Source organism: Streptomyces sp. NPDC089915 (assembly GCF_040684675.1).
Taxonomy (GTDB): domain Bacteria; phylum Actinomycetota; class Actinomycetes; order Streptomycetales; family Streptomycetaceae; genus Streptomyces.
In genome coordinates this window covers 26245-46609 of sequence record NZ_JBFBGN010000047.1, presented here as the reverse complement: position 1 = coordinate 46609, position 20365 = coordinate 26245, and the positions used below count along the sequence as shown (strand labels likewise).

Annotated in this window: 15 protein-coding genes and 1 pseudogene; 14 read left to right on the top strand and 2 right to left on the bottom strand. The window is 73.5% G+C overall.

The window, feature by feature from the left end; all coding sequences use genetic code 11:
* The 7 genes and pseudogenes from AB0O29_RS16830 to AB0O29_RS16800 form a co-directional block, all read left to right on the top strand.
* Positions 1-1449 (top strand): annotated as a pseudogene (locus AB0O29_RS16830) (urease subunit alpha); the annotation flags it as partial.
* Between the two features lie 94 nt (positions 1450-1543).
* Positions 1544-2557, top strand: a complete 1014-nt coding sequence (locus AB0O29_RS16825) for an agmatine deiminase family protein (protein ID WP_365152279.1) — start codon at positions 1544-1546, stop codon at positions 2555-2557.
* A 91-nt stretch (positions 2558-2648) separates the two neighbouring features.
* Positions 2649-4313, top strand: a complete 1665-nt coding sequence (locus AB0O29_RS16820) for an ABC transporter substrate-binding protein (protein ID WP_365152277.1) — start codon at positions 2649-2651, stop codon at positions 4311-4313.
* A complete protein-coding gene (locus AB0O29_RS16815; protein WP_365152275.1) occupies positions 4310-5272 on the top strand; it encodes an ABC transporter permease in 963 nt (320 codons plus the stop codon). The genes AB0O29_RS16820 and AB0O29_RS16815 overlap by 4 nt, the downstream gene beginning before the upstream one ends.
* Positions 5269-6123 (top strand): ABC transporter permease, encoded by an 855-nt coding sequence (locus tag AB0O29_RS16810; protein WP_365152273.1) that lies wholly within the window; start codon positions 5269-5271, stop codon positions 6121-6123. Before AB0O29_RS16815 ends, AB0O29_RS16810 begins: the two co-directional genes overlap by 4 nt.
* The gene (locus tag AB0O29_RS16805) at positions 6120-7121 is read left to right on the top strand and encodes an ABC transporter ATP-binding protein (RefSeq protein ID WP_365152270.1); all 1002 of its coding nucleotides are present in this window, start codon (positions 6120-6122) and stop codon (positions 7119-7121) included. Before AB0O29_RS16810 ends, AB0O29_RS16805 begins: the two co-directional genes overlap by 4 nt.
* Positions 7111-7941 (top strand): ATP-binding cassette domain-containing protein, encoded by an 831-nt coding sequence (locus AB0O29_RS16800; RefSeq protein ID WP_365152268.1) that lies wholly within the window; start codon positions 7111-7113, stop codon positions 7939-7941. Before AB0O29_RS16805 ends, AB0O29_RS16800 begins: the two co-directional genes overlap by 11 nt.
* Positions 7942-7978: 37 nt before the next feature.
* Here AB0O29_RS16800 and AB0O29_RS16795 read toward each other — a convergent pair whose 3' ends face one another.
* A complete protein-coding gene (locus AB0O29_RS16795) occupies positions 7979-8632 on the bottom strand; it encodes a TetR/AcrR family transcriptional regulator (RefSeq protein ID WP_365152266.1) in 654 nt (217 codons plus the stop codon).
* 156 nt (positions 8633-8788) lie between these two features.
* Here AB0O29_RS16795 and AB0O29_RS16790 point away from each other — a divergent pair, with 156 nt between their 5' ends.
* From AB0O29_RS16790 to AB0O29_RS16775, 4 genes are all read left to right on the top strand, one after another.
* Positions 8789-9952 (top strand): agmatine deiminase family protein, encoded by a 1164-nt coding sequence (locus AB0O29_RS16790; protein ID WP_365152264.1) that lies wholly within the window; start codon positions 8789-8791, stop codon positions 9950-9952.
* Between the two features lie 171 nt (positions 9953-10123).
* A complete protein-coding gene (locus tag AB0O29_RS16785) occupies positions 10124-11695 on the top strand; it encodes an alpha/beta fold hydrolase (protein ID WP_365152262.1) in 1572 nt (523 codons plus the stop codon).
* Positions 11696-11707: 12 nt separating this feature from the next.
* Positions 11708-13309 carry an alpha/beta fold hydrolase gene (locus AB0O29_RS16780; RefSeq protein ID WP_365152260.1) on the top strand — a complete coding sequence of 534 codons (1602 nt, stop codon included), beginning with the start codon at positions 11708-11710 and terminating at the stop codon, positions 13307-13309.
* A gap of 93 nt (positions 13310-13402) precedes the next feature.
* A complete protein-coding gene (locus AB0O29_RS16775) occupies positions 13403-14056 on the top strand; it encodes a cutinase family protein (protein ID WP_365152258.1) in 654 nt (217 codons plus the stop codon).
* A gap of 24 nt (positions 14057-14080) precedes the next feature.
* Here the strand turns inward: AB0O29_RS16775 and AB0O29_RS16770 are convergent, their stop codons facing one another.
* The gene (locus tag AB0O29_RS16770; protein ID WP_365152256.1) at positions 14081-15151 is read right to left on the bottom strand and encodes a BTAD domain-containing putative transcriptional regulator; all 1071 of its coding nucleotides are present in this window, start codon (positions 15149-15151) and stop codon (positions 14081-14083) included.
* A 495-nt stretch (positions 15152-15646) separates the two neighbouring features.
* On the opposite strand from AB0O29_RS16770, the gene AB0O29_RS16765 reads away from it, so the two are divergent.
* Genes AB0O29_RS16765 through xdhC form a run of 3 tightly spaced genes read left to right on the top strand, consistent with a single transcriptional unit; the run spans position 15647 to position 20284 of the window.
* Positions 15647-17110, top strand: coding sequence for an FAD binding domain-containing protein (locus AB0O29_RS16765; protein WP_365152254.1), 1464 nt, complete (start codon positions 15647-15649; stop codon positions 17108-17110).
* The gene (gene xdhB / locus AB0O29_RS16760) at positions 17107-19473 is read left to right on the top strand and encodes a xanthine dehydrogenase molybdopterin binding subunit (RefSeq protein ID WP_365152252.1); all 2367 of its coding nucleotides are present in this window, start codon (positions 17107-17109) and stop codon (positions 19471-19473) included. The genes AB0O29_RS16765 and xdhB overlap by 4 nt, the downstream gene beginning before the upstream one ends.
* Position 19474: 1 nt before the next feature.
* On the top strand, positions 19475-20284 hold the full coding sequence (gene xdhC, locus AB0O29_RS16755; protein WP_365152250.1) for a xanthine dehydrogenase accessory protein XdhC: 810 nt from the start codon (positions 19475-19477) through the stop codon (positions 20282-20284).
* Positions 20285-20365 lie beyond the last annotated feature (81 nt).

Genomic DNA, 20365 nt, shown 5'->3' with positions numbered 1-20365 from the left:
GATCGGCATCCGCGAGGGCCGGATCCACGCGATCGGCCGGGCCGGCAACCCCGACACCCTCGACGGGGTCGACGTCGTCGTCGGCACCGGCACGACGATGATCTCGGGCGAGGGCCTGATCGCCACGGCGGGCGCGGTCGACACCCACGTCCACCTGCTCTCCCCGCGGATCATGGAAGCGTCGCTCGCCAGCGGCGTCACCACGATCATCGGCCAGGAGATCGGGCCCGCCTGGGGCGTCGGCGTGAACTCGCCCTGGGCGCTCAAGCACGGGTTCAACGCCTTCGACGCCTGGCCGGTGAACATCGGCTTCCTCGCCCGCGGCTCCTCCTCGGACGCCGCGCCCCTGGTCGAGGCGCTGGCCGAGGGCGGCGCCTGCGGGTTCAAGGTGCACGAGGACATGGGCGCCCACACCCGCGCCCTGGACACCGCCCTGCGGGTGGCCGAGGAGCACGACGTGCAGGTGGCCCTGCACAGCGACGGCCTCAACGAGTGCCTGTCGGTGGAGGACACCCTGCGGGTGCTGGAGGGGCGTACGATCCACGCCTTCCACATCGAGGGCTGCGGCGGCGGGCACGTCCCCAACGTCCTGAAGATGGCCGGCGTGCCGAACGTGATCGGCTCCTCCACCAACCCCACCCTGCCCTTCGGTCGGGACGCGGTCGCCGAGCACTACGGCATGATCGTCTCCGTCCACGCGCTGAGACGGACCTGCCCGGCGACGCCGCCATGGCCCGCGACCGCATCCGGGCGGGGACCATGGGCGCGGAGGACGTCCTGCACGACCTGGGCGCCATCGCGATCACCTCGTCCGACGCCCAGGGCATGGGCCGCGCGGGGGAGACCGTCCGCCGCACCTTCGCCATGGCGGGCAAGATGAAGGCCGAGCTCGGGCCGATGGAGGGGGACTGCGAGGGTGACGACAACGCCCGCGTGCTCCGCTACATCGCCAAGCTGACCATCAACCCGGCCATCGCCCACGGCCTGGCCCACGAGGTCGGCTCCATCGAGGTCGGCAAGCTCGCCGACATCGTGCTGTGGCGTCCGCCGTTCTTCGGCGCCAAGCCGCAGATGGTGCTCAAGTCCGGCTTCCCGGCGTACGGGGTCACGGGCGACCCGAACGCCGCCACGGACTGCTGCGAGCCCCTGGTCCTGGGCCCGCTCTTCGGTGCCCACGGCGCCGCCCCCGCCGATCTCTCCGTCGCGTTCGTCAGCCGCGCCGCCGCCGAGTCCGGATCCTTCGGCGCCCCGTACGACGCCCTGGGCACCCGGCGCCGCAGGGTGGCCGTCCGGGGGACCCGGGGGATCGGCCCGGGGAACATGATCGGCAACGCCCGGCTCGGGGACGTCGACGTGGACCCGCGCAGCGGCCTCGTGACCCTCGACGGGGAACCCCTGCGCTCCGAGCCCGCGGACCGGGTCTCCCTCAACCGCCTCTACTTCCTCTGAGGCCGGCGGGCACCCCCGCCACATCACGATTTCGCTCTTGACTGAAATTTCAGTTCGGTGGAAGACTCCGCCGACGGAAGAAATGAGACACCTGATGGCTGAATACCGTATGCCCGCCGAGTGGTCCGCGCACGAGGGCTGTCTGATGGCCTGGCCCGTCCGCGAGGACCTCTGGGGCAGCGTGCTGGCCGACGTCAAGGAGGAGTACGCCAACGTCGCCCGCGCCATCTCCGCGTTCGAGCCCGTCACCATGGTCGCCCCGCCCGGGTTCGCCGAGGACGCCCGCAGCCACTGCGGGGACGGCGTCACCGTCATCGAGGTGCCGCAGGACGACTCCTGGTTCCGCGACTCCGCCCCGCTGTTCGTCCTCGACGGGGAGGGCCGCCGCGCCGGCGTGGACTTCCGCTTCAACGCCTGGGGCGGCAAGCACCACCCCTTCGACTCCGACGACCGGATCAGCGCCCTGCTGCTGGAGCACCTCGGGGTCGACCGGATCCCCTCCGACATGATCCTGGAGGGCGGGGCCCTCACCGTCGACGGCGAGGGCACGCTCATCACCACCGAGCAGTGCCTCCTGCACCCCAACCGCAACCCCGGCATGACCCGCGAGGAGATCGAGGACGAGCTGAAGGCCCGGCTCGGGGTCACCAAGGTCATCTGGCTGCCCTACGGCGGCCTGCGCGACACCGAGACCGACGGCCACGTGGACGGGGTGTGCGCCTTCGCCGCACCCGGCACGGTCGTCATCTCCCTGCCCTCCGACCCCGGTCACCCCGACTACGCCCGGATGCGCGCCAACCGCGCCGTCCTGGAGGCGGTCACCGACGCCCGGGGCCGCCGCCTGGAGATCATCGAGCTCCCGCAGACGGCCTTCACCGACCTCGCCGACGGCGAGATCGAGGTGTCCTACCTGAACTACTACATCGCCAACGGCGGTGTCGTCGTCCCGGTCGCCGGAGTGCCCCAGGACGAGGACGCCCTGGCCGTCATCGCCTCGGCCCACCCCGGACGCAAGGTCGTCGGTGTCCGGGCGCTCGCCATCGCCTTCGGCGGCGGCGGGGTCCACTGCATCACCCAGCAGATCCCGGCCCTGCCCGCCGCCGGCTGACCCGTACGTTCTCCCGCTCCAGGCGGACCGCCCGCACCGGCGGTCCGCCCCGCTCCTCCCCCCGACCCTCCCGGAACGAAAGAGCGCGACGATGACCAACTCCCCACCCCGCACGAGCAGACGCCCCCGCCTCCTCCTGCGCACGGCCGCCGCCGTCACCGCCGTCCTGACCTCCTGCGCCCTCCTCTCCGCCTGCTCCGGCCCGCCCAAGGGCCAGGCCGCGGGCGGAGTGTCCGACGTGAAGCTGTCGCCCACCACCCCGGAGGCCCGCGGCGAGATCGACTCCTTCACCTGGGCCGTCTACGCCGAGCCGCCCACCCTCGACTACACGGCGGCCTTCGACTACCCGCAGAACACCGTGCTGTCCAACGTGTGCGAGAGCCTGATGCGCTGGACCCCCTCGCTCACCACCGAGCCCGGCCTGGCCCGGCAGGCGACCAACCCCGACCCCACCACCTGGGTCTACGACCTGCGCCCCGGCGTCCGCTTCCACGACGGCCGCGAGATGACCGCCGACGACGCCGTCTTCAGCCTCGCCCGGCAGATGGACCCCCAGAACGCCGCCGCCTGGGCCCAGGTCTTCCAGAACGTCGCCTCGGTCACCAAGACCGGCCCGCTCCAGGTCACCGTCAAGCTCAAGAAGGCCGACTCGCAGTTCCCCCAGTACATGGCCACCGCCGCCGGGGTGGTGGCCTCCAAGGCCACCGTCGAGGCCGCCGGCAAGGACTACGGCACCACCGGCGACCTCGGCTGCACCGGCCCCTTCAAGCTCGGCGCGTGGAACAAGGGCCAGTCGATCGAGCTGGACCGCTTCGACGGCTACCGCGGCACGAAGGCCAAGTCGAAGAAGGCCGTCTTCCGCATCCTGACCGACCCCTCCGCCCGCACCAACGCCCTGCTCAGCGGGGAGGCCGACGGCGGCTACCTGATCCCCACCGAGAGCTACGCCCGGCTGCGCGACAGCGGGACCGGCAAGCTCTTCTTCGGCGAGGGCCTCAGCACGGTCAACGTCAACGTCACCAACATGAAGGGCCCCCTCGGCGACCTCCGCGTCCGCCAGGCCCTGTCCCTGGCCCTCGACCGCAGCGGCTTCGTCAAGGCCGGACTCGGCGGCGCGGGCACCGTCACCAACTCCCTCACCACCCACGCCGCCTGGGCCGCAGCGCCCGAGCGCACCCTGAAGACCGCCTTCGACGGCCTGCCTCCCACCGGCCAGGACATCGAGAAGGCCACGGCCCTGATCAAGGAGGCCGGGGCCACCGGCAAGACCCTGACCGTGGCCACCAGCTCCATCGGCCAGGACGTCTCCCTCCTCGCCACCGCCGTCCAGGCGGCCGGCACCCGCATCGGCCTGGACATCCGGCTGAAGACGATCGCCCCGAACGCCTTCACCGCCCTGTTCACCGACCCGCAGGCGCGCGAGGGCATCGACATGTTCCCGCTCACCTACTACGACTCGATCACCGACCCGCTCGACCTGCTCACCAACTTCAAGACCGGCGCCTACCTCAACTTCGGCGGCTACAGCGACCCGGAGTACGACCGCCTCGTCGACCAGGCCACGGCCGTCTACCCGACGGAGGAGCGCATGGACATCACCGCCAAGCTCCAGCACCAGGCCTCCGAGCAGCTGCTGTGGATCCCCGTCGCCGAATGGCCCACCGCCCTCTTCATGAACAAGCGGATCACCGGCGCCCCCACCACCATCTCCTACATGTACTACCCGTGGGCCGCGGACGTGGGGGCCGCGCAGTGAGCTTCCTCCGGTTCGCCGTACGACGGGTGGCGGAGATGGCCGCCACCCTGCTCGTCGCCTCGTTCGTCGTCTTCGGGGCCCTGTACCTGGCGCCGGGCAACCCGGCCAGCTTCCTGCTCGCCGGCCGCTCCGCCTCGCCCGAGGCCCTCGCCGCGATCAACGCCCAGTACCACCTGGACGACCCCTTCCTCGTCCGCTACCTGAGCTGGCTGGGCGACGTCCTGCACGGGGACTTCGGCCGGTCGATCACCTACCGCACCGACGTCTCCCGGCTGCTCGCCGACCGGCTGCCCACCACCCTGGTCCTGATCGCGATGTCACTCGTCGTGGTCGTCGCCGTCGGCCTGCTCCTCGGCCGGATCGCCGCCGTCCGGGGCGGGGCCACCGACTCCGCGATCCTCGTCACCACCACCTTCGCCGTCGGCACCCCGTCCTTCGTCGCGGCGGTCCTCCTCCAGGGCCTGTTCGCCGTCAACCTCGGCTGGTTCCCCAGCAGCGGTACGGGCGAAGGCGGCTTCGGCGACCTGGTCCGGCACCTCGTCCTGCCCTCGGTCGCCCTCGCGCTCTACCTGATCGGCATGCTCGCCCGGGTCACCCGCTCGGCCATGCTCGAAGCCCTCGACAGCGAGCACGTCACCGTCGCCCGTAGCCGCGGCGTCCCCGAACGCCAGGTCATCCGGCGCCACGTCTTCCGCAACTCGCTGGGGACCGTGCTCACCACCGGTGGCCTGATCGTCTCCACCCTGCTGGTGTGCACCATCCTCGTGGAGACCGCCTTCAGCGTCGGCGGCATCGGGCAGCTCCTCGAACTGTCCACCACCACCAAGGACTTCCCGACCGTCCAGGCCATCTCGCTGATCATCGTCGCCCTCTTCATGACCGTGAACCTGCTCGTGGACCTGGCCCTGCCCCTCGTCGACCCCCGGGTCACCCTCGGTTCCAGGAGGGCCTCCACGTGACCGCCGTACTGACCCGCAGACCCGGCCTCGCCCGGATCCGCGCGGCAGGCTCCCCGCTCCACCTCGCCTGCCTGGCGTTCGTCGCCCTCGTCGTCCTCGCCGCCCTGCTCGCACCCTGGCTCGCCCCCCACGACCCCAACACGGTCGAACTCGGCGACGCCCTCGCCGCGCCCTCCGCCGCACACCCCCTCGGCGTGGACGCCGCCGGCCGCGACACCCTCGCCCGGCTGCTGCTCGGCGCCCGGACCTCCCTGCTCGGACCGCTCGGCGTCGTCGCCTTCTCCACCGTCGCCGGCATCGCCATCGGCACCGCGGCTGCCTGGCGCGGCGGCTGGCTGGACTCCGTCCTCTCCCGCAGCACCGAGCTGGTCTTCGCCTTCCCCGGCATGCTGCTCGCCATCCTGATCATCTCCGTCTACGGCGAGGGGCTGCTCGCCCCGGTCCTCGCCCTCGCCGTGGCCTACACCCCCTACGTCAGCCGCCTCACCCGCTCCCTGGTCCTGGCCGAACGGGCCCGGCCGTACGTCAGCGCCTACCGGGTCCAGGGCCACTCCGCCCTCCAGATCTGCCTGCGCCACGTCCTGCCCAACATCGCCCCCGTCGTCCTCGCCCAGTCCGCCATCAACTTCGGCTACGCGCTCATGGACCTCGCCGGCCTGTCCTTCCTCGGACTCGGCGTCCCCGCGCTCACCCCCGACTGGGGCCGCATGGTCTTCGACGGACAGACCGCCATCCAGCACGGCTACCCGCTGTCCGCGATCCTGCCCTGCGCCGTCATCGTGCTGACCGTGGTCGCCTTCAACGTGGTGGGCGAGCGCTGGGCGGACCGCGTCGCCAGGAGAGACCGATGACAACACCGAACACGCCCGGCCCCGCCCTCGACGTCCGGGGGCTGCGGATCACCCTGCCCGGTACCGCCCGCCCCGTCCTCGACGGGGTCGACCTCACCGTCGGCGCGGGCGAGACCGTCGCCCTCGTCGGCGAGTCCGGCTCCGGCAAGACCCTCACCTCGCGCAGCGCCCTGAGCCTGCTGCCGCCCGGCGCGGCCGTCGAGGGCGTGGTCGAGGTCGGCGGCGCGGACGTCCTCACCATGGACGCCGCCGCACTGCGCGCCGTCCGCTCGGGCACCGCGGCCATGGTCTTCCAGGACCCGCGCGCCGCCGTCAACCCGCTGCGCCGGATCGGCGACTTCCTCACCGAGAGCGTCACCCTCACCGGAGCCATGGGGCGTGACGAGGCCGCCGCGCGGGCCGCCGAACTGCTGGGGGCCGTCGGCCTGGACCCCTCGGTCCTGCGCAAGTACCCCGGGCAGGTCTCCGGCGGCATGCTCCAGCGGGTCGTCATCGCGGCCGCCCTCATGGGGGACCCGACGCTCCTGCTGGCCGACGAACCCACCACGGCGCTCGACGTCACCAGCCAGGCCGAGGTCATCGCCCTGCTGGCCGCGCTGCGCGAACGCTTCGGCACCGGCCTGCTGTTCGTCACCCACGACCTCGACCTCGCCGCCGCCATCAGCGACCGGGTCTACGTCATGTACGCCGGGCGCATCGCCGAGACCGGCCCCGCCGAGGAGCTCTTCGCGCGGCCGCGCCACCCCTACACGGCCGCCCTCCTCGCCTCCACCCCGCGCATGGACGGCCCCCGGGGCCGGCTCGCCGCCATCGCCGGCCAGCCGCCGGACCTGCGCCGGGAACTGCCCGGCTGCGCCTTCGCGGCCCGCTGCCCGCTCGCCACGGAGGTCTGCGACCAGCGGGCCCCGCTGCCGGCCGCCGCCCCGGGCCGGCCGGACCACCTGGCCGCCTGCCACCACAGCGACCGGCTCGAAGGGAGCGCCGTCGATGCCCGATGACGTGGATGCCGTGCGGGACACGGGGAACGTACTGGAGGTCAGGGGGCTGAGCCGCTCCTACGGGCCCGTGCGCGCCGTGGACGACGTCTCCTTCGCCCTCCCGGCGGGCGGATCGCTGGGGATCGTGGGGGAGTCCGGCTCCGGCAAGACCACCACGGCCCGGATCATCGTCGGCCTGGAGGAGGCCGACGGAGGCGAGGTCCTGGTCGGCGGCCGGTCCCGTACCGCCCCCGGCGGCGGCCGGGGGCGGGCCCGGCGGCTCGCCCGGGCCAGGGAGGTCCAGATGGTCTTCCAGGACCCCTACCTCTCCCTCGACCCCCGTACCACCGTCGAGGCGGCCCTGCGCGAACCGCTGGGCCTGCACTTCCCCGGCCGCGACCACACCGAGCGGGTCCGCGAGCTGCTCGACCAGGTCGGCCTGGGCACCCGGGCCGCCGACGCCCTGCCCCGGCAGCTGTCCGGCGGCCAGCGCCAGCGCGTGGCCATCGCCCGGGCCCTGGCCGTCGAACCGGCCGTCCTCGTCCTCGACGAGGCCGTCGCCGCCCTCGACGTCTCGGTGCAGGCGCAGATCCTCAACCTGCTCGCCGACATCAGGGAGCAGACCCGGATCGGGTACCTGTTCATCACGCACGACCTCGGCGTCGTCCGCTGCGTCACCGACGAGATCGTCGTGATGCGCCGGGGGAGCATCGTCGAGGCGGGCCCCACGGCCGAGGTGCTCGCCGAGCCCCGGCACGCGTACACCCGGCTGCTCCTGGAGTCGGTACCGCGCCCGGGCTGGGACCCGGAGGCCATCGCCGCCGCCCGCAGGGCGCTCTAGGGCCGGGGGAACAGGGGGAAACGGGGGAGCGGGGGGCTCAGGCGCCGGCGGCGAGCGTGCGGATCAAGGTCCGCAGGACCGGCTCGCCGCCGTCGCCCGGGGCCGCTCCGGCGTCGGCGCCCAGGGACTCCATCGCCGCCAGGCCGTCCACGGCCGCGGCCACCGCCAGGCCCAGCGGGCGCGGGTCCAGGCCCCCGCCGCGCTCATCCGCCAGGACCTGGAAGAGGGCCACGAAACAGGCGCGCCAGCGCCGGTACTCGGCCTCCAGCCCCTCCCGCACCCGGGCGTCGTTCAGGGCGTGCCAGTGCAGGGCGGAGTGGAGGTGGGACAGCTCCGCGCCCTCGGGCCGGCCGAGCAGGCCGACCACCCGCTCGGCGCGTTCCGCGAAGCCGCCGGGGCCGGACACGGCCTCCTCCAGCGGGGTGATCCACTCGGGGTGGATGTCCGCGATGACCGCCAGGAGCAGATCGGTGCGGTCCTGGAAGTGGTAGTGGCACATGCCGTGCGAAACCCCGCTCAGCGCGGCCACGTTGCGGGTGGTGAACCGTTCGCTCAGCTCACCCGCCAGCAGGGTCCGCGCGGCGGCGATCAGCCGTGCCCGGGTCTGCTCGCCCTTGGCCGAAGAGCGCGGGCGGGGGGCCCGTGCGGGCAGGGCGGGCGGGACCTCGGAATGCTGCGCGGAAGCTGCCATGGGCGTCACTCTAACCAGCCTCCACCACGCCACCTGGGGTTTTCCCCGATCCACCGGAAGAACCCTGCCGCAAGTCTTGACCGAGCGCTTGGCCAGTTCTAGCTTTCCGGCCAACCCCACCTTCCGCGTGGGCAGTTGGAACATCGGAGGAACGTCATGAACGACCACGTGGTGAACCGGCCCGAGGGCGCGGCCATGGGCAGACGCAGATTCCTGACGGCGGCCGCCGCCACGGGAATCGCCGCCGCCGCGGGCTTCGCGGCGTCCGAGGGCCTGGCCCGGGCCGCCTCCGCGCCCCGCCCGGCCGCGGCCGGCGCCTTCCGCGTACCGGCCGAGGACGTCCGCCACACCCGCACCTGGATGGCCTTCCCGGACAGCAGCTCCATCTGGGGCAGCACGCTCTCCGGAGTCCAGGCCGACATCGCCCTGATCGCCAGGACCATCGCCAAGTACGAACCCGTCTACCTCTGCGCCAACTCCGCGAGCGCCGCCAAGGCCCGCTCCCTGGCCGGACCGACCGTCACCGTGATCACCTCGATCCCGGTCGACGACTGCTGGATGCGCGACAGCGGACCGGTCTTCCGCACCGACGGGGCCGGCGGCCTCGACGCCGTCGGCCTGAACTTCAACGGCTGGGGCAACAAGCAGACCCACGCCCGCGACGCCCTGGTCGCCGGCCGGATCGCCGCCTACGCCGGGGTCCCCTTCACCGCCGCCGGAGTGGTCGGGGAGGGCGGCGCGGTCGAACAGGACGGCGCCGGCACCCTGATGGCCACCCGCAGCAGCCTCGTCAACAAGAACCGCAACCCGGGCGCCTCCCAGGCCCAGGTCGAGGCGGCCCTGCGCACCGCCTACGGGGCCTCCAAGGTCATCTGGTTCGACGGCGTGGTCGGCCAGGACATCACCGACGACCACGTGGACGCGACCTCCCGCTTCCTCGCCCCCGGCCGGGCCGCGGTCCAGATGCCCCTGGCCACGGACACCGACGCCTACGCCAAGGACGCCCGCCAGCAGTACCAGGTCCTGTCCGCCGCCACGGCCGCCGACGGCACGCGCATGGCCGTCGACCAGATCCAGGGACCGGACTACAACAAGATCCGCTCGACGAACCGGGACTTCCTCGCCTCGTACGCCAACTACTACCTCTGCAACGGCGCCGTCATCTCCGCCCACTTCGGCGACACCCGCGCCGACACGGCGGCCCGGGCCACCCTGGCCCGCCTCTACCCGGGCCGCACCGTCGAGCAGCTGAACATCGACCGCCTGGGCACGGGCGGCGGCGGCATCCACTGCGTCACCCAGCAGCAGCCTGTCCCGTAAGGGGTACGGGGCCGGGCGTCCGGTGACAGGGCCCGTCACCGGCCGTCCCCCGGCCTCCGGAGTGCGTCCGTCCGGGGGACCCGGTAGCGTCAGACGGGTACGTTCCGCCCATAACGCCGCGCCGCCGCCCCGGACGGGCGGCCGCGGGAGCCGGCCGAGGAACGGGATCCCATGGCGAAGCACCCCCGTAGGAGGGCGGCCGCGGCGGCCGCCCTGGTCTGCCTCACCGGGCTCATGGCGGCGCCGGCCGGCGCCGCCACCCCGGGCCCCGCGACACCGACACCGACACCGACACCGACACCGTCCCCGCCACCGTCCCCGGCCCGGTTCGTCTCCGGCCCCTGTCCGAAGACGGCCGAACCCGTCCCCGAGCTGGGGAAGGCGCGCTGCGGCTCCCTGGAGGTCCCGGAGAACCGGGCCCGCCCCGGCGGGCGCACCATCAGGCTCGCCGCCGCGATCATCCCGGCCGTCTCGGCGAAGCCCGCGGCCGAGCCGGTGGTGTTCATGGCCGGCGGCCCCGGCGGCGAGACCTTCGACGACATCCCCTTCCTGGTCTCCTCCGGCGTGAACGCGGACCACGACCTGATCGTCATGGCGCAGCGCGGCAACCGCTACGACGAACCGAACCTGGCCTGCCCGGAGGTGGACCGCTCCAACGCCCGCGCCGTGGGCCTCGGTTACGACTCGGCACAGGCCAAGTCGCAGATGCTGGAGGCCCTCAAGCAGTGCCGGAACCGGCTGACCGCCGACGGGACCGACCTCGGGGCCTACAACACCATCGAGAACGCCGCCGACTTCGCCGACCTGCGCACGGCCCTCGGCATCGCGCGGTGGAACGTCTACGGCTACTCCTACGGCACCAACCTCGCCCTCACCCTGCTGCGCACCCACCCCGAGGGGATCCGCGCGGTGGCGATCGACTCCGTCACGCCCCCGCAGAGCGTGGTCCTGCCCTGGGGCTGGCCCAGCGCCCAGGAGGGCATCGGCGCCATCCTCGACGCCTGCGCCGCCCAGCCGGCCTGCAAGAACCGCTACCCGGACCTCCGCAAGACGCTGGACGAGCAGGTCGCCAGGCTGGAGGCGAAGCCGCTGACGCTGACCGCCCCACCACCGAAGGGCGGGGCCCCGGTGAAGGTGGTCCTCGACGGAGGCACCCTGCTCAACGTGCTCGTCGCCAACACCGTCAAGCCGGCCGACGTCCCGGCGGCGATCGACGAGCTGGCCCACGGCAACCCGGAGCGCTTCGCCCGCGCCCGGGCGCTCGACGCCGCCCCAGCGGTCGGCATGACCGCGCACGGACTGACGCAGTCCGTGGCCTGCGCCGAGTGGACGCCGGGGGTCACGGAATCCGAGGTGCTGGACGCGGGCCGCAAGGCCTTCCCCGGCTGGCCGGACACCGTCCTGGCCCAGACACCCCAACTCCCCTTCCAGTTCGACGTCTGCCGGACCTGGAACGTTCCCGACCGCGCCGCCCAGCAGCGCGTGGCCGCCGTCAGCTCCGTTCCGGTGCTGCTCCTCTCCGGGACCTTCGACCAGAAGACCGGTTCGGACTTCGCGAAGGACGCGGCCCGTACGCTGTCCCGCTCGACCTCCGTGAAGATCCCCGGGATCACGCACTGGGTGGTCCCGCAGTCGCCCTGCGCGGCGAAGGTGCTGGCCTCCTTCCTCGCCCGCCCCACCGCCCCCGACACCGGCTGCGTGGCCGGCCTGAAGCCGGCGCCGTTCACCATCACCCCGAAGTGACCGGGAGGACCGATGGCCCGCACTCGCGCGTCCCGCCCCCGCCGCCCCGTGCGGCGGCCGCACGCCCCCGCCGCCGGCCTGGCCGCCGGCCTCCTGCTCACCGGCCTGTTCGGCGCGCCCGTCCAGGCGTACGCCGCCACCCCGAGCCCGGCGCCGCCGCTCGGCAGCGCCGCCGGCACGGCCGGCGACGCCCGCTACACCCCGGGCGCCTGCCCCCGGACGGCCGACCCGGCCCCCGAGCTCGAGGGCGCCCGCTGTGGAACCCTCACCGTGCCCGAGAACCGGACCGAGCCGAACAGCCGGAAGATCAGGCTCGGGGTGGCGATCGTTCCGGCGCTCGCCGCGAAACCCCGGCCCGACGCGATCGCCTGGCTCGCCGGCGGCCCCGGGGACGACGCCGTCGGGGAGGCGAAACTGGCCCTCGACGGCGGCCTGAACCGCGACCGCGACCTGATCTTCATGTCCCAGCGCGGTACGTACTCCGCCGACCCGGCGCTCACCTGCCCGAACATCGACGAGTTCAACGCGCGCGCCACCGGGCTCCGCTACGACTCGCCCGCCACCGAGCGCGAGCACGTCCAGGCCACGAAGACCTGCCGCGACCGGCTGGCCGGCCTCGGCGCAGACCTCGGCGCCTACAACGACGTCGAGAGCTCCGCCGACCTCGCGGACCTGCGCACCGCACTCGGCCTCGACCAGTGGAACCTGTACGGGATCTCCTACGGCACCCAGCTGGCGCTCGTCACCATGCGCCTGCACCCCGAGGGCATCCGGTCGGTCGGCATCGACGGCATCCTGCCGCCCTCCACCGCCGGAGAAGCCCTCACCTGGAGCGCCGCCAAGCAGGGCTTCGACGGCCTGTTCAAGGCCTGCGCCGAGCAGCCCGCCTGCGACGCCCGCTATCCGAACCTGCCGGCCGCCTTCGAACGCCTCGTGGGCGAACTCCAGGCCAAGCCGGTCACCACCACCGTGACGCTGCCCGACACCCACCGGAAGGTGAAGGTGGTCCTGGACGGCGTGGCCCTCGTCAACTGGCTGACCTCCGCCACCCACGTCGCGGCCCAGGTGCCCCGCGCCCTCGACGAACTGGCCCACGGCCGACCCCAGCGGATCGCCGAGCAGTGGTCCGTCGGCAAGTACGGCCCGCAGGCCGTCGGCCGGCTGTCCCACGGCCTGGTCTACGGCGTCTTCTGCAGCGAGTGGACCCCGTACGAGGCCCGCGACGCGGCGCTGCGCGGCGGCGAGGAGGCCTTCCCGTCCTTCCCGCGCACCGTCCAGTCCCAGTCCCCGCAGCTCGCCTACCTCCACCAGGACTGCGACGCCTGGAACGTCCCGGCCGCCCCGCGCTCCATCCGGGACGTCACCACGAGCGACATCCCCACCCTGGCCATCTCGGGCGGCTTCGACTCCCAGACCGGGGCGGCCAACGGCCCCTACGTCGCCCGCACGCTGGGCAGGCCCACCGTCGTCACGGTCCCGTACGAGCCGCACGTGGTCTTCGCGACCTCGAAGTGCGCCCAGACCATCGTGGTCTCCTTCTTCGACACCCCCACGGCCCCCGACACCACCTGCCTCAAGGGCCTGAAGCCGCCGGTCTTCGACACCGGCCGCTGACCCCGTCACCGGTCGGATCATCGCGATTTCATCGCTCCTCCCTACCGTTGCCGCGTCCAGAGGGACGGCGCTACGAGACACGAGGAGTGTGGAATGCGAGCGAAGAAGACCGCGGCGGCCCTGGCCGGGCTCGTCCTGACGGCCGGGCTCTCGGCGGCACAGGAGGCCTCGGCCCAGCCGGCGGCCTCGTGCGAGGGCACCTACACGATCGTCGTCGGCGGCACGGGCAGCTCGTGGAACAACGACGGGTTCTACGGCAACATCCAGCAGCACGTCGGCTACCCCACCCAGATCCCCAACGGCGCCAGCGCCCGCGCCGGCGTCAACGAGCTGAACCGCCTGGTCCGCGACCAGCGCGCCGCCTGCCCCTGGCAGCACGTCAAGATGGCCGGGTACTCCCTGGGCGCGGCGGTGGTCCACATCTGGGTCACCGAGAACTGGCAGACCTTCGGCAACGTCAACGCCGTCCTGATCGCCGACCCCAAGCGCCAGGGCCCTCCCGGGGCCAACGGCGGGGCCGTGCCCTTCGGCGGCGTCATCGGCGCGCCGCTCGCCGGGGCCGACCGGTTCTTCGGGAACATCCCGGTCAAGACGATCTGCCACTGGGACTACGTCTGCGACGAGTCCGCCGGCATCTGGACCTACCCGAACAACCACGTGAAGAACTACCCCGAGGACTTCAACATGGACCACCACGACGACGGCGCCAACGAGCAGTGGTACAACGGCGCCTGGTACCCGGCGTAACCGCCGGCGACCGACTCCCCGGCCTCACCGTGCCGCTCCGGTGGGGCCGGGGCCCGGCTCCTCCCCGCTCAGCACCGTCCGGTGCGCCCGCCGCAGCACGGCGCCCGGCGCCACCCCCAGGTCGGCGGCCAGCCGGCGGCGGGTCCGGTCGAACACCACCAGCGCCTCCGCCCGCCGGCCGACGCGGAGCAGCGCCCGCATCAGCGTCGCCGCCACCGCCTCGTCCAGCGGGTACGCCGTCAGCAGCGCGAACAGCTCGGCGACCGCCTCGGAGCAGCGGCCCAGCCGCAGTTGGTACCCCGCCTTGCGCTGGGCCAGGGAGATCCTGCGCTCCGTGAGGCGCAGCCGCTCCAGCTCGGCGAGCGGTCCGGGCAGCCCCGCCAGGAGGTCCCCCCGGAACAGGTCCAGGGCCCGCGCGCACAGCCGCAGCCCCTCCGCCGCGTCGCCCGCCCGGTCCGCCGGCCCGAGCCCGGCGGCCAGCTCCTCCATGCGGACGAGGTCCACGTCGACCGCGCCGGGCACCAGCCGGTAGCCGCCCCGGTCGTGGGCGATCACCGGGTCGGGGCCGCCGTCGGCCCGCAGGGTCTTGCGCAGCCGGTAGACGTACACCGGTACCACGTTCGTGTCCGGCTGCCCGGCCCCCCACACCCCGTCGAGCAGCTCCGCCCGGCCGACCGTCCGCCCCGCGCACAGCGCCAGCGCCGCGAGGACGGCCTGCTGCCGCAGGTGCCCCAGGTGCAGCGGCCGCCCGTCCCGCCAGGCCTCCACCGGTCCGAGCAGGGAGATCCGCACCCGCGGCCCGGCCGCCCGGCCGGCGGCGGCGCGCGGCGCCGGCGGCACGGGCTCCGTACGGGGTCCGCGCCCGGGGACGACCAGCCCCGCGTCGAAGGCGTGGACGATCGCCGCGGCACGGTCGCGCAGGCCGAGCTTCACCAGGATCCGCTCCAGGTCCGCGGCCACCCGGTCCTCGGGGACGGCCAGTGCGGCGGCGATCTCGTCGTCGCGCATTCCGCAGCCGACCGCCGAGAGCACCTCCCGCTCCCGGTACCCGAGCCCGCGGGCGGTGGGGCGGCCGGTGGTGGCGGTCGTCGGCATCGCTGCTCCCGGGTCTGCGGATCGCCGCTCTGGCTGCGGAGGTCGTCGACACGGTAGGAGCGGGGGGCCCGGGCGGCCATCCGGAACCATCCGGAGTGACACGGGAACCGTCCGGAGTGACAACGCGCCACCCCGCGGACGGCTGCTTGACCGATCAACCTGCGGCGACGTAGCTTCGGGCGGAACGACTCGTGAGCTCAGGGAAGGAGGCGACGCCGGATGTCCACCGTCTCCGCACCGCTCCGCCCCGCCCACGAGGTCGCCTGGGCCCCCGGCCGTGTAGCACACGGCTGCTGAACGCCCCCCTCCTCCCGGTGAGCCCGATCGCGGCCCCGGTTCCCGTGTTTCTCCCGTTTCCCCCGCACCGCCCGCGCCGCGCCGTCGTACCGACACGCGTGCTCCGGGTTCTTCGAGCTGCGCCACCGAAAGAGAAAGCTCCTGAAATATGGCGACTAGGACAATCACGCCCGTTATGTTCGGAAATGAGGCCGAGCGATGACAGCGGCACACATCACCGTCAACGGGAAAGAGACCCCGCTCGCACCGGCCGCGCCCCACACCACGGTGCTGGACTTCCTGCGCGAACGCGGCCTCACCGGCACCAAGGAGGGCTGCGCCGAAGGCGAGTGCGGCGCCTGTTCGGTGCTGGTGGCCCGGCCCGGCGTGGACCGGCCCACCGACTGGGTCGCCGTCAACGCCTGCCTGGTCCCGGCCGCGGCGCTCGACGGCCAGGAGGTCGTCACCTCCGAAGGCCTCGCCACCCCCGGCGAGCCCGGCACCCCGCCCGCCCTGCACCCCGTGCAGGAGGAGATGGCCGTCCGCGGCGGCTCCCAATGCGGCTACTGCACCCCCGGGTTCGTCTGCAGCATGGCGGCCGAGTACTACCGCCCCGACCGCTGCGCCCACGCCGGAGCGGACCGGGCCGACGACCCCGAGCACGGCCCGAACGGCTTCGACCTGCACGCGCTGAGCGGCAACCTCTGCCGCTGCACCGGCTACCGCCCCATCCGCGACGCCGCGTTCGCCGTCGGCGAGCCCACCGGGGACGACCCGCTGGCGCGGCGCCGCGAACAGGCCCCGCCCGAGCCGGCCGCCACCGCCTACACCCGCGACGACGCCACCTTCCTGCGGCCGGCCACCCTGGCCGAAGCGCTGCGGCTGCTGCGCGAGCGGCCCGGGGCCGTCGTCGTCGCCGGCAGCACCGACTGGGGCGTCGAGGTCAACATCCGCTCCCGCCGTGCCGATTGCGTGATCGCCGTCGACCGGCTGCCCGAACTCCGGGCCCTGGACGTCACGTCCGGCCACATCGAGATCGGCGCCGCCCGGACCCTCACCGAGATCGAACGCCGCCTCGCCGGCCGCGTCCCCCTCCTCGCCGAGCTCTTCCCCCAGTTCGCCTCCCGGCTCATCCGCAACAGCGCGACCCTCGGGGGCAACCTGGGCACCGGCTCGCCCATCGGCGACAGCCCGCCGGTGCTGCTCGCGCTGGAGGCGTCGGTGGTCCTCGCCGACGCCGACGGCGAACGCGAGGTCCCCCTCTCCGAGTACTTCACCGGCTACCGGCAGAGCGTGCGCCGCCCCGGCGAACTGATCCGCGCGGTACGCGTCCCGCTGCCGCTCTCACCCGTCACGGCCTTCCACAAGATCGCCAAGCGGCGCTTCGACGACATCTCCAGCGTCGCCGTCGCCTTCGCCCTCGACATCCAGGACGGGATCGTCCGCAAGGCGCGCATCGGCCTCGGCGGCGTCGCCGCCACCCCGATCCGCGCCCTCGCCACCGAAGCCGCCCTGGAGGGCCGGGCCTGGACCCGGGAGACCGCCGAGGAGGCGGCCCGGGTACTGCGGTCCCAGGGCACACCGATGGACGACCACCGCGCCAGCGCCGGGTACCGCTCCGCGATGCTCGGCCAGAGCCTGCTGAAGCTGTACGCACAGACCACCGAGGCGGTCTCCTCATGAGCCAGTTGTCCCAGCGCCCCGAGAAGCCCGCCGTCGGGCTCCCCCTGCCGCACGAGAGCGCCAACCTGCACGTCACGGGCGCCGCGCTCTACACCGACGACCTGATCCACCGCACCAAGGACGTCCTGCACGCCCACCCGGTCCAGGTCATGAAGGCCCACGGCCGGATCACCGCCCTGCGCACCGCCCCCGCGCTCGCCGTGCCCGGCGTCGTCCGCGTGCTGACCGGCGCCGACGTGCCCGGCGTCAACGACGCCGGGATGAAGCACGACGAGCCCCTCTTCCCCGACACGGTCATGTTCCACGGCCACGCCGTCGCCTGGGTGCTCGGCGAGACCCTGGAGGCCGCCCGGCTCGGCGCCGCCGCCGTCGAGGTGGAACTCGACGAGCTGCCCTCGCTGGTCAGCCTGTCGGAGGCGATCGAGGCCGAGAGCTTCCACGGGGCCCGCCCCGTCATGCTGGCCGGCGACGTCGACGCCGGATTCGCCGACTCCGCGCACGTGTTCACGGGCGAGTTCAGCTTCTCCGAGCAGGAGCACTTCTACCTGGAGACCCACGCGGCGCTCGCCCACATCGACGAGGCCGAACAGGTCTTCGTCCAGAGCAGCACCCAGCACCCCTCCGAAACCCAGGAGATCGTCGCCCACGTCCTCGGTCTGCACAGCCACGAGGTGACCGTGCAGTGCCTGCGGATGGGCGGCGGCTTCGGCGGCAAGGAGATGCAGCCGCACGGGTTCGCGGCCGTCGCCGCCCTCGGCGCCAAGCTCACCGGCCGGCCCGTCCGGGTCCGGCTCAACCGGACCCAGGACCTGACCATGTCGGGCAAGCGGCACGGGTTCCACGCAGCCTGGAAGATCGGCTTCGACACCGAGGGCCGCATCCAGGCCCTGGAGGCCACCCTCACCGCCGACGGCGGCTGGAGCCTGGACCTGTCCGAGCCGGTCGTGGCCCGCGCCCTGTGCCACATCGACAACACCTACTGGATCCCCAACGCGCGCATCTCCGGCCGCATCGCCAAGACCAACAAGGTCTCCAACACCGCCTTCCGCGGCTTCGGCGGCCCCCAGGGCATGCTGGTGATCGAGGACGTCATGGGCCGGTGCGCGCCCCTGCTCGGCCTCGACCCCACGGAGCTGCGGGAGCGCAACTTCTACCGCCCCGGCCAGCACACCCCGTACGGGCAGCCCGTCACCCAGCCCGAACGGATCTCCGCCGTCTGGGAGCAGGTCAAGGAGAACGGCGCCCTCGCCGACCGCCGGCGCGAGATCGCCGCCTTCAACGCCGCGCACCCGGACACCAAGCGGGCCCTCGCCCTCACCGGCATCAAGTTCGGCATCTCCTTCAACCTCACCGCCTTCAACCAGGGCGGCGCGCTGGTGCTGATCTACAAGGACGGCTCGGTCCTGATCAACCACGGCGGCACCGAGATGGGCCAGGGCCTGCACACCAAGATGATCCAGGTGGCCGCGACCACCCTGGGCATCCCCCTGCACAAGGTCCGCCTGGCCCCGACCCGCACCGACAAGGTGCCCAACACCTCCGCCACCGCCGCCAGCGCCGGAGCGGACCTCAACGGCGCGGCCGTGAAGAACGCCTGCGAACAGCTGCGCGGCCGCCTGCTGGAGGTGGCCGGCACCCGGCTCGGCGCCAACGCCTCCGACGTGCGCATCGTCGAGGGCGGCGCCCGCGTCCTCGGCGCCGAAGGGGAGCTGGCCTGGGACGACCTGGTCCGCACCGCCTACATGCAGCGCGTCCAGCTCTCGGCCGCCGGCTTCTACCGCACCGAGGGGCTGCACTGGGACGCGAAGGCCTTCCGGGGCTCGCCGTTCAAGTACTTCGCCCACGGCGCCGCCGCCGCCGAGGTGGAGGTCGACGGCTTCACCGGCGCCTACCGCATCCGCCGCGTCGACATCGTGCACGACGTCGGCGACAGCCTCTCCCCGATGATCGACATCGGGCAGGTCGAGGGCGGCTTCGTCCAGGGCGCCGGCTGGCTGACCCTGGAGGACATGCGCTGGGACACCGGCGACGGACCGAACCGCGGCCGGCTGCTGACCCAGGCCGCCAGCACCTACAAGCTGCCCAGCTTCTCGGAGATGCCCGAGGAGTTCCACGTCACCCTGCTGACCAACGCCACCGAGGAGGGGGCGGTCTACGGCTCGAAGGCCGTCGGCGAGCCCCCGCTGATGCTGGCGTTCTCGGTACGGGAGGCGCTGCGGGAGGCCGCGGCCGCCTTCGGCCCGGCCGGGGCCAGCGTGGAACTCGCCTCCCCCGCGACCCCGGAAGCGGTGTACTGGGCCATCGAGGCGGCCCGCGCCGGCGCCCCGTCCCGCGCCGGCACGACCGCCCTGAGCCATGCCTGACATGTCCTGGGTGGCCGCGGTCGCGCGGTTGCGGGCGCGCCGGGAACCCGGCGCGCTCGTGACCGTCGCGACCGTGCGCGGCCACGCCCCCCGCAAGGCCGGAGCCAAACTCGTCGTGGGACGGACCGAGACCTGGGGTTCGATCGGCGGCGGCAACATCGAGGCCGTCGCCATCGACCGGGCCCGCGAGGTGATCGAGACGCCCGCGGCGGAACCGGAGCTCATGGAGTTCGCCCTGAACGACAAGGTCACCGGCCCGCACGGGGTGCAGTGCTGCGGCGGGGCCGTCAGCGTCCTGCTCGAACCCCTGCCGGTCGTCCCGGCGGTGGCGGTCTTCGGTGTCGGGCACGTCGGACTGGAACTGGCCCGCATCCTGGCCCGTTTCGACCTCGACCTGCACCTGACCGACACCCGCCCCGGCCAGCTCACCGACGAACGGCTCGCCGTGCTCGGGGACGCGGTGGCGCAGGTCCACGTCCACCACACCCCGCTGCTCCCGGAGGAGGTGCTCGCCGAACTGGCCCCCGGCACCCACGTGCTGATCATGACGCACGACCACGCCGAGGACGCCGCCCTGTGCGACGCCGCCCTGCGCACCGAGGGGCTGGGCACCATCGGCCTGATCGGCTCGGCCGCCAAATGGAGCAGGTTCCGCCACCGCCTGTCCACCGAGGGCGGCCACGACGACTCCGCCATCGACCGCATCAAGACCCCGATCGGCATGACGGAGATCACCGGCAAGGAACCCGCCGCGATCGCGGTGGGCGTCGCCGCCGACCTCCTGCGCACGTTCGAACGGGACGCCGCCTGAACCCCGCCGCCGGCCGGACCCCCCTCCGGCCGGCGGCGGAGGGCCGGTGGGCGCGTGACCGGCACCGGGGAGGCCGCCAAA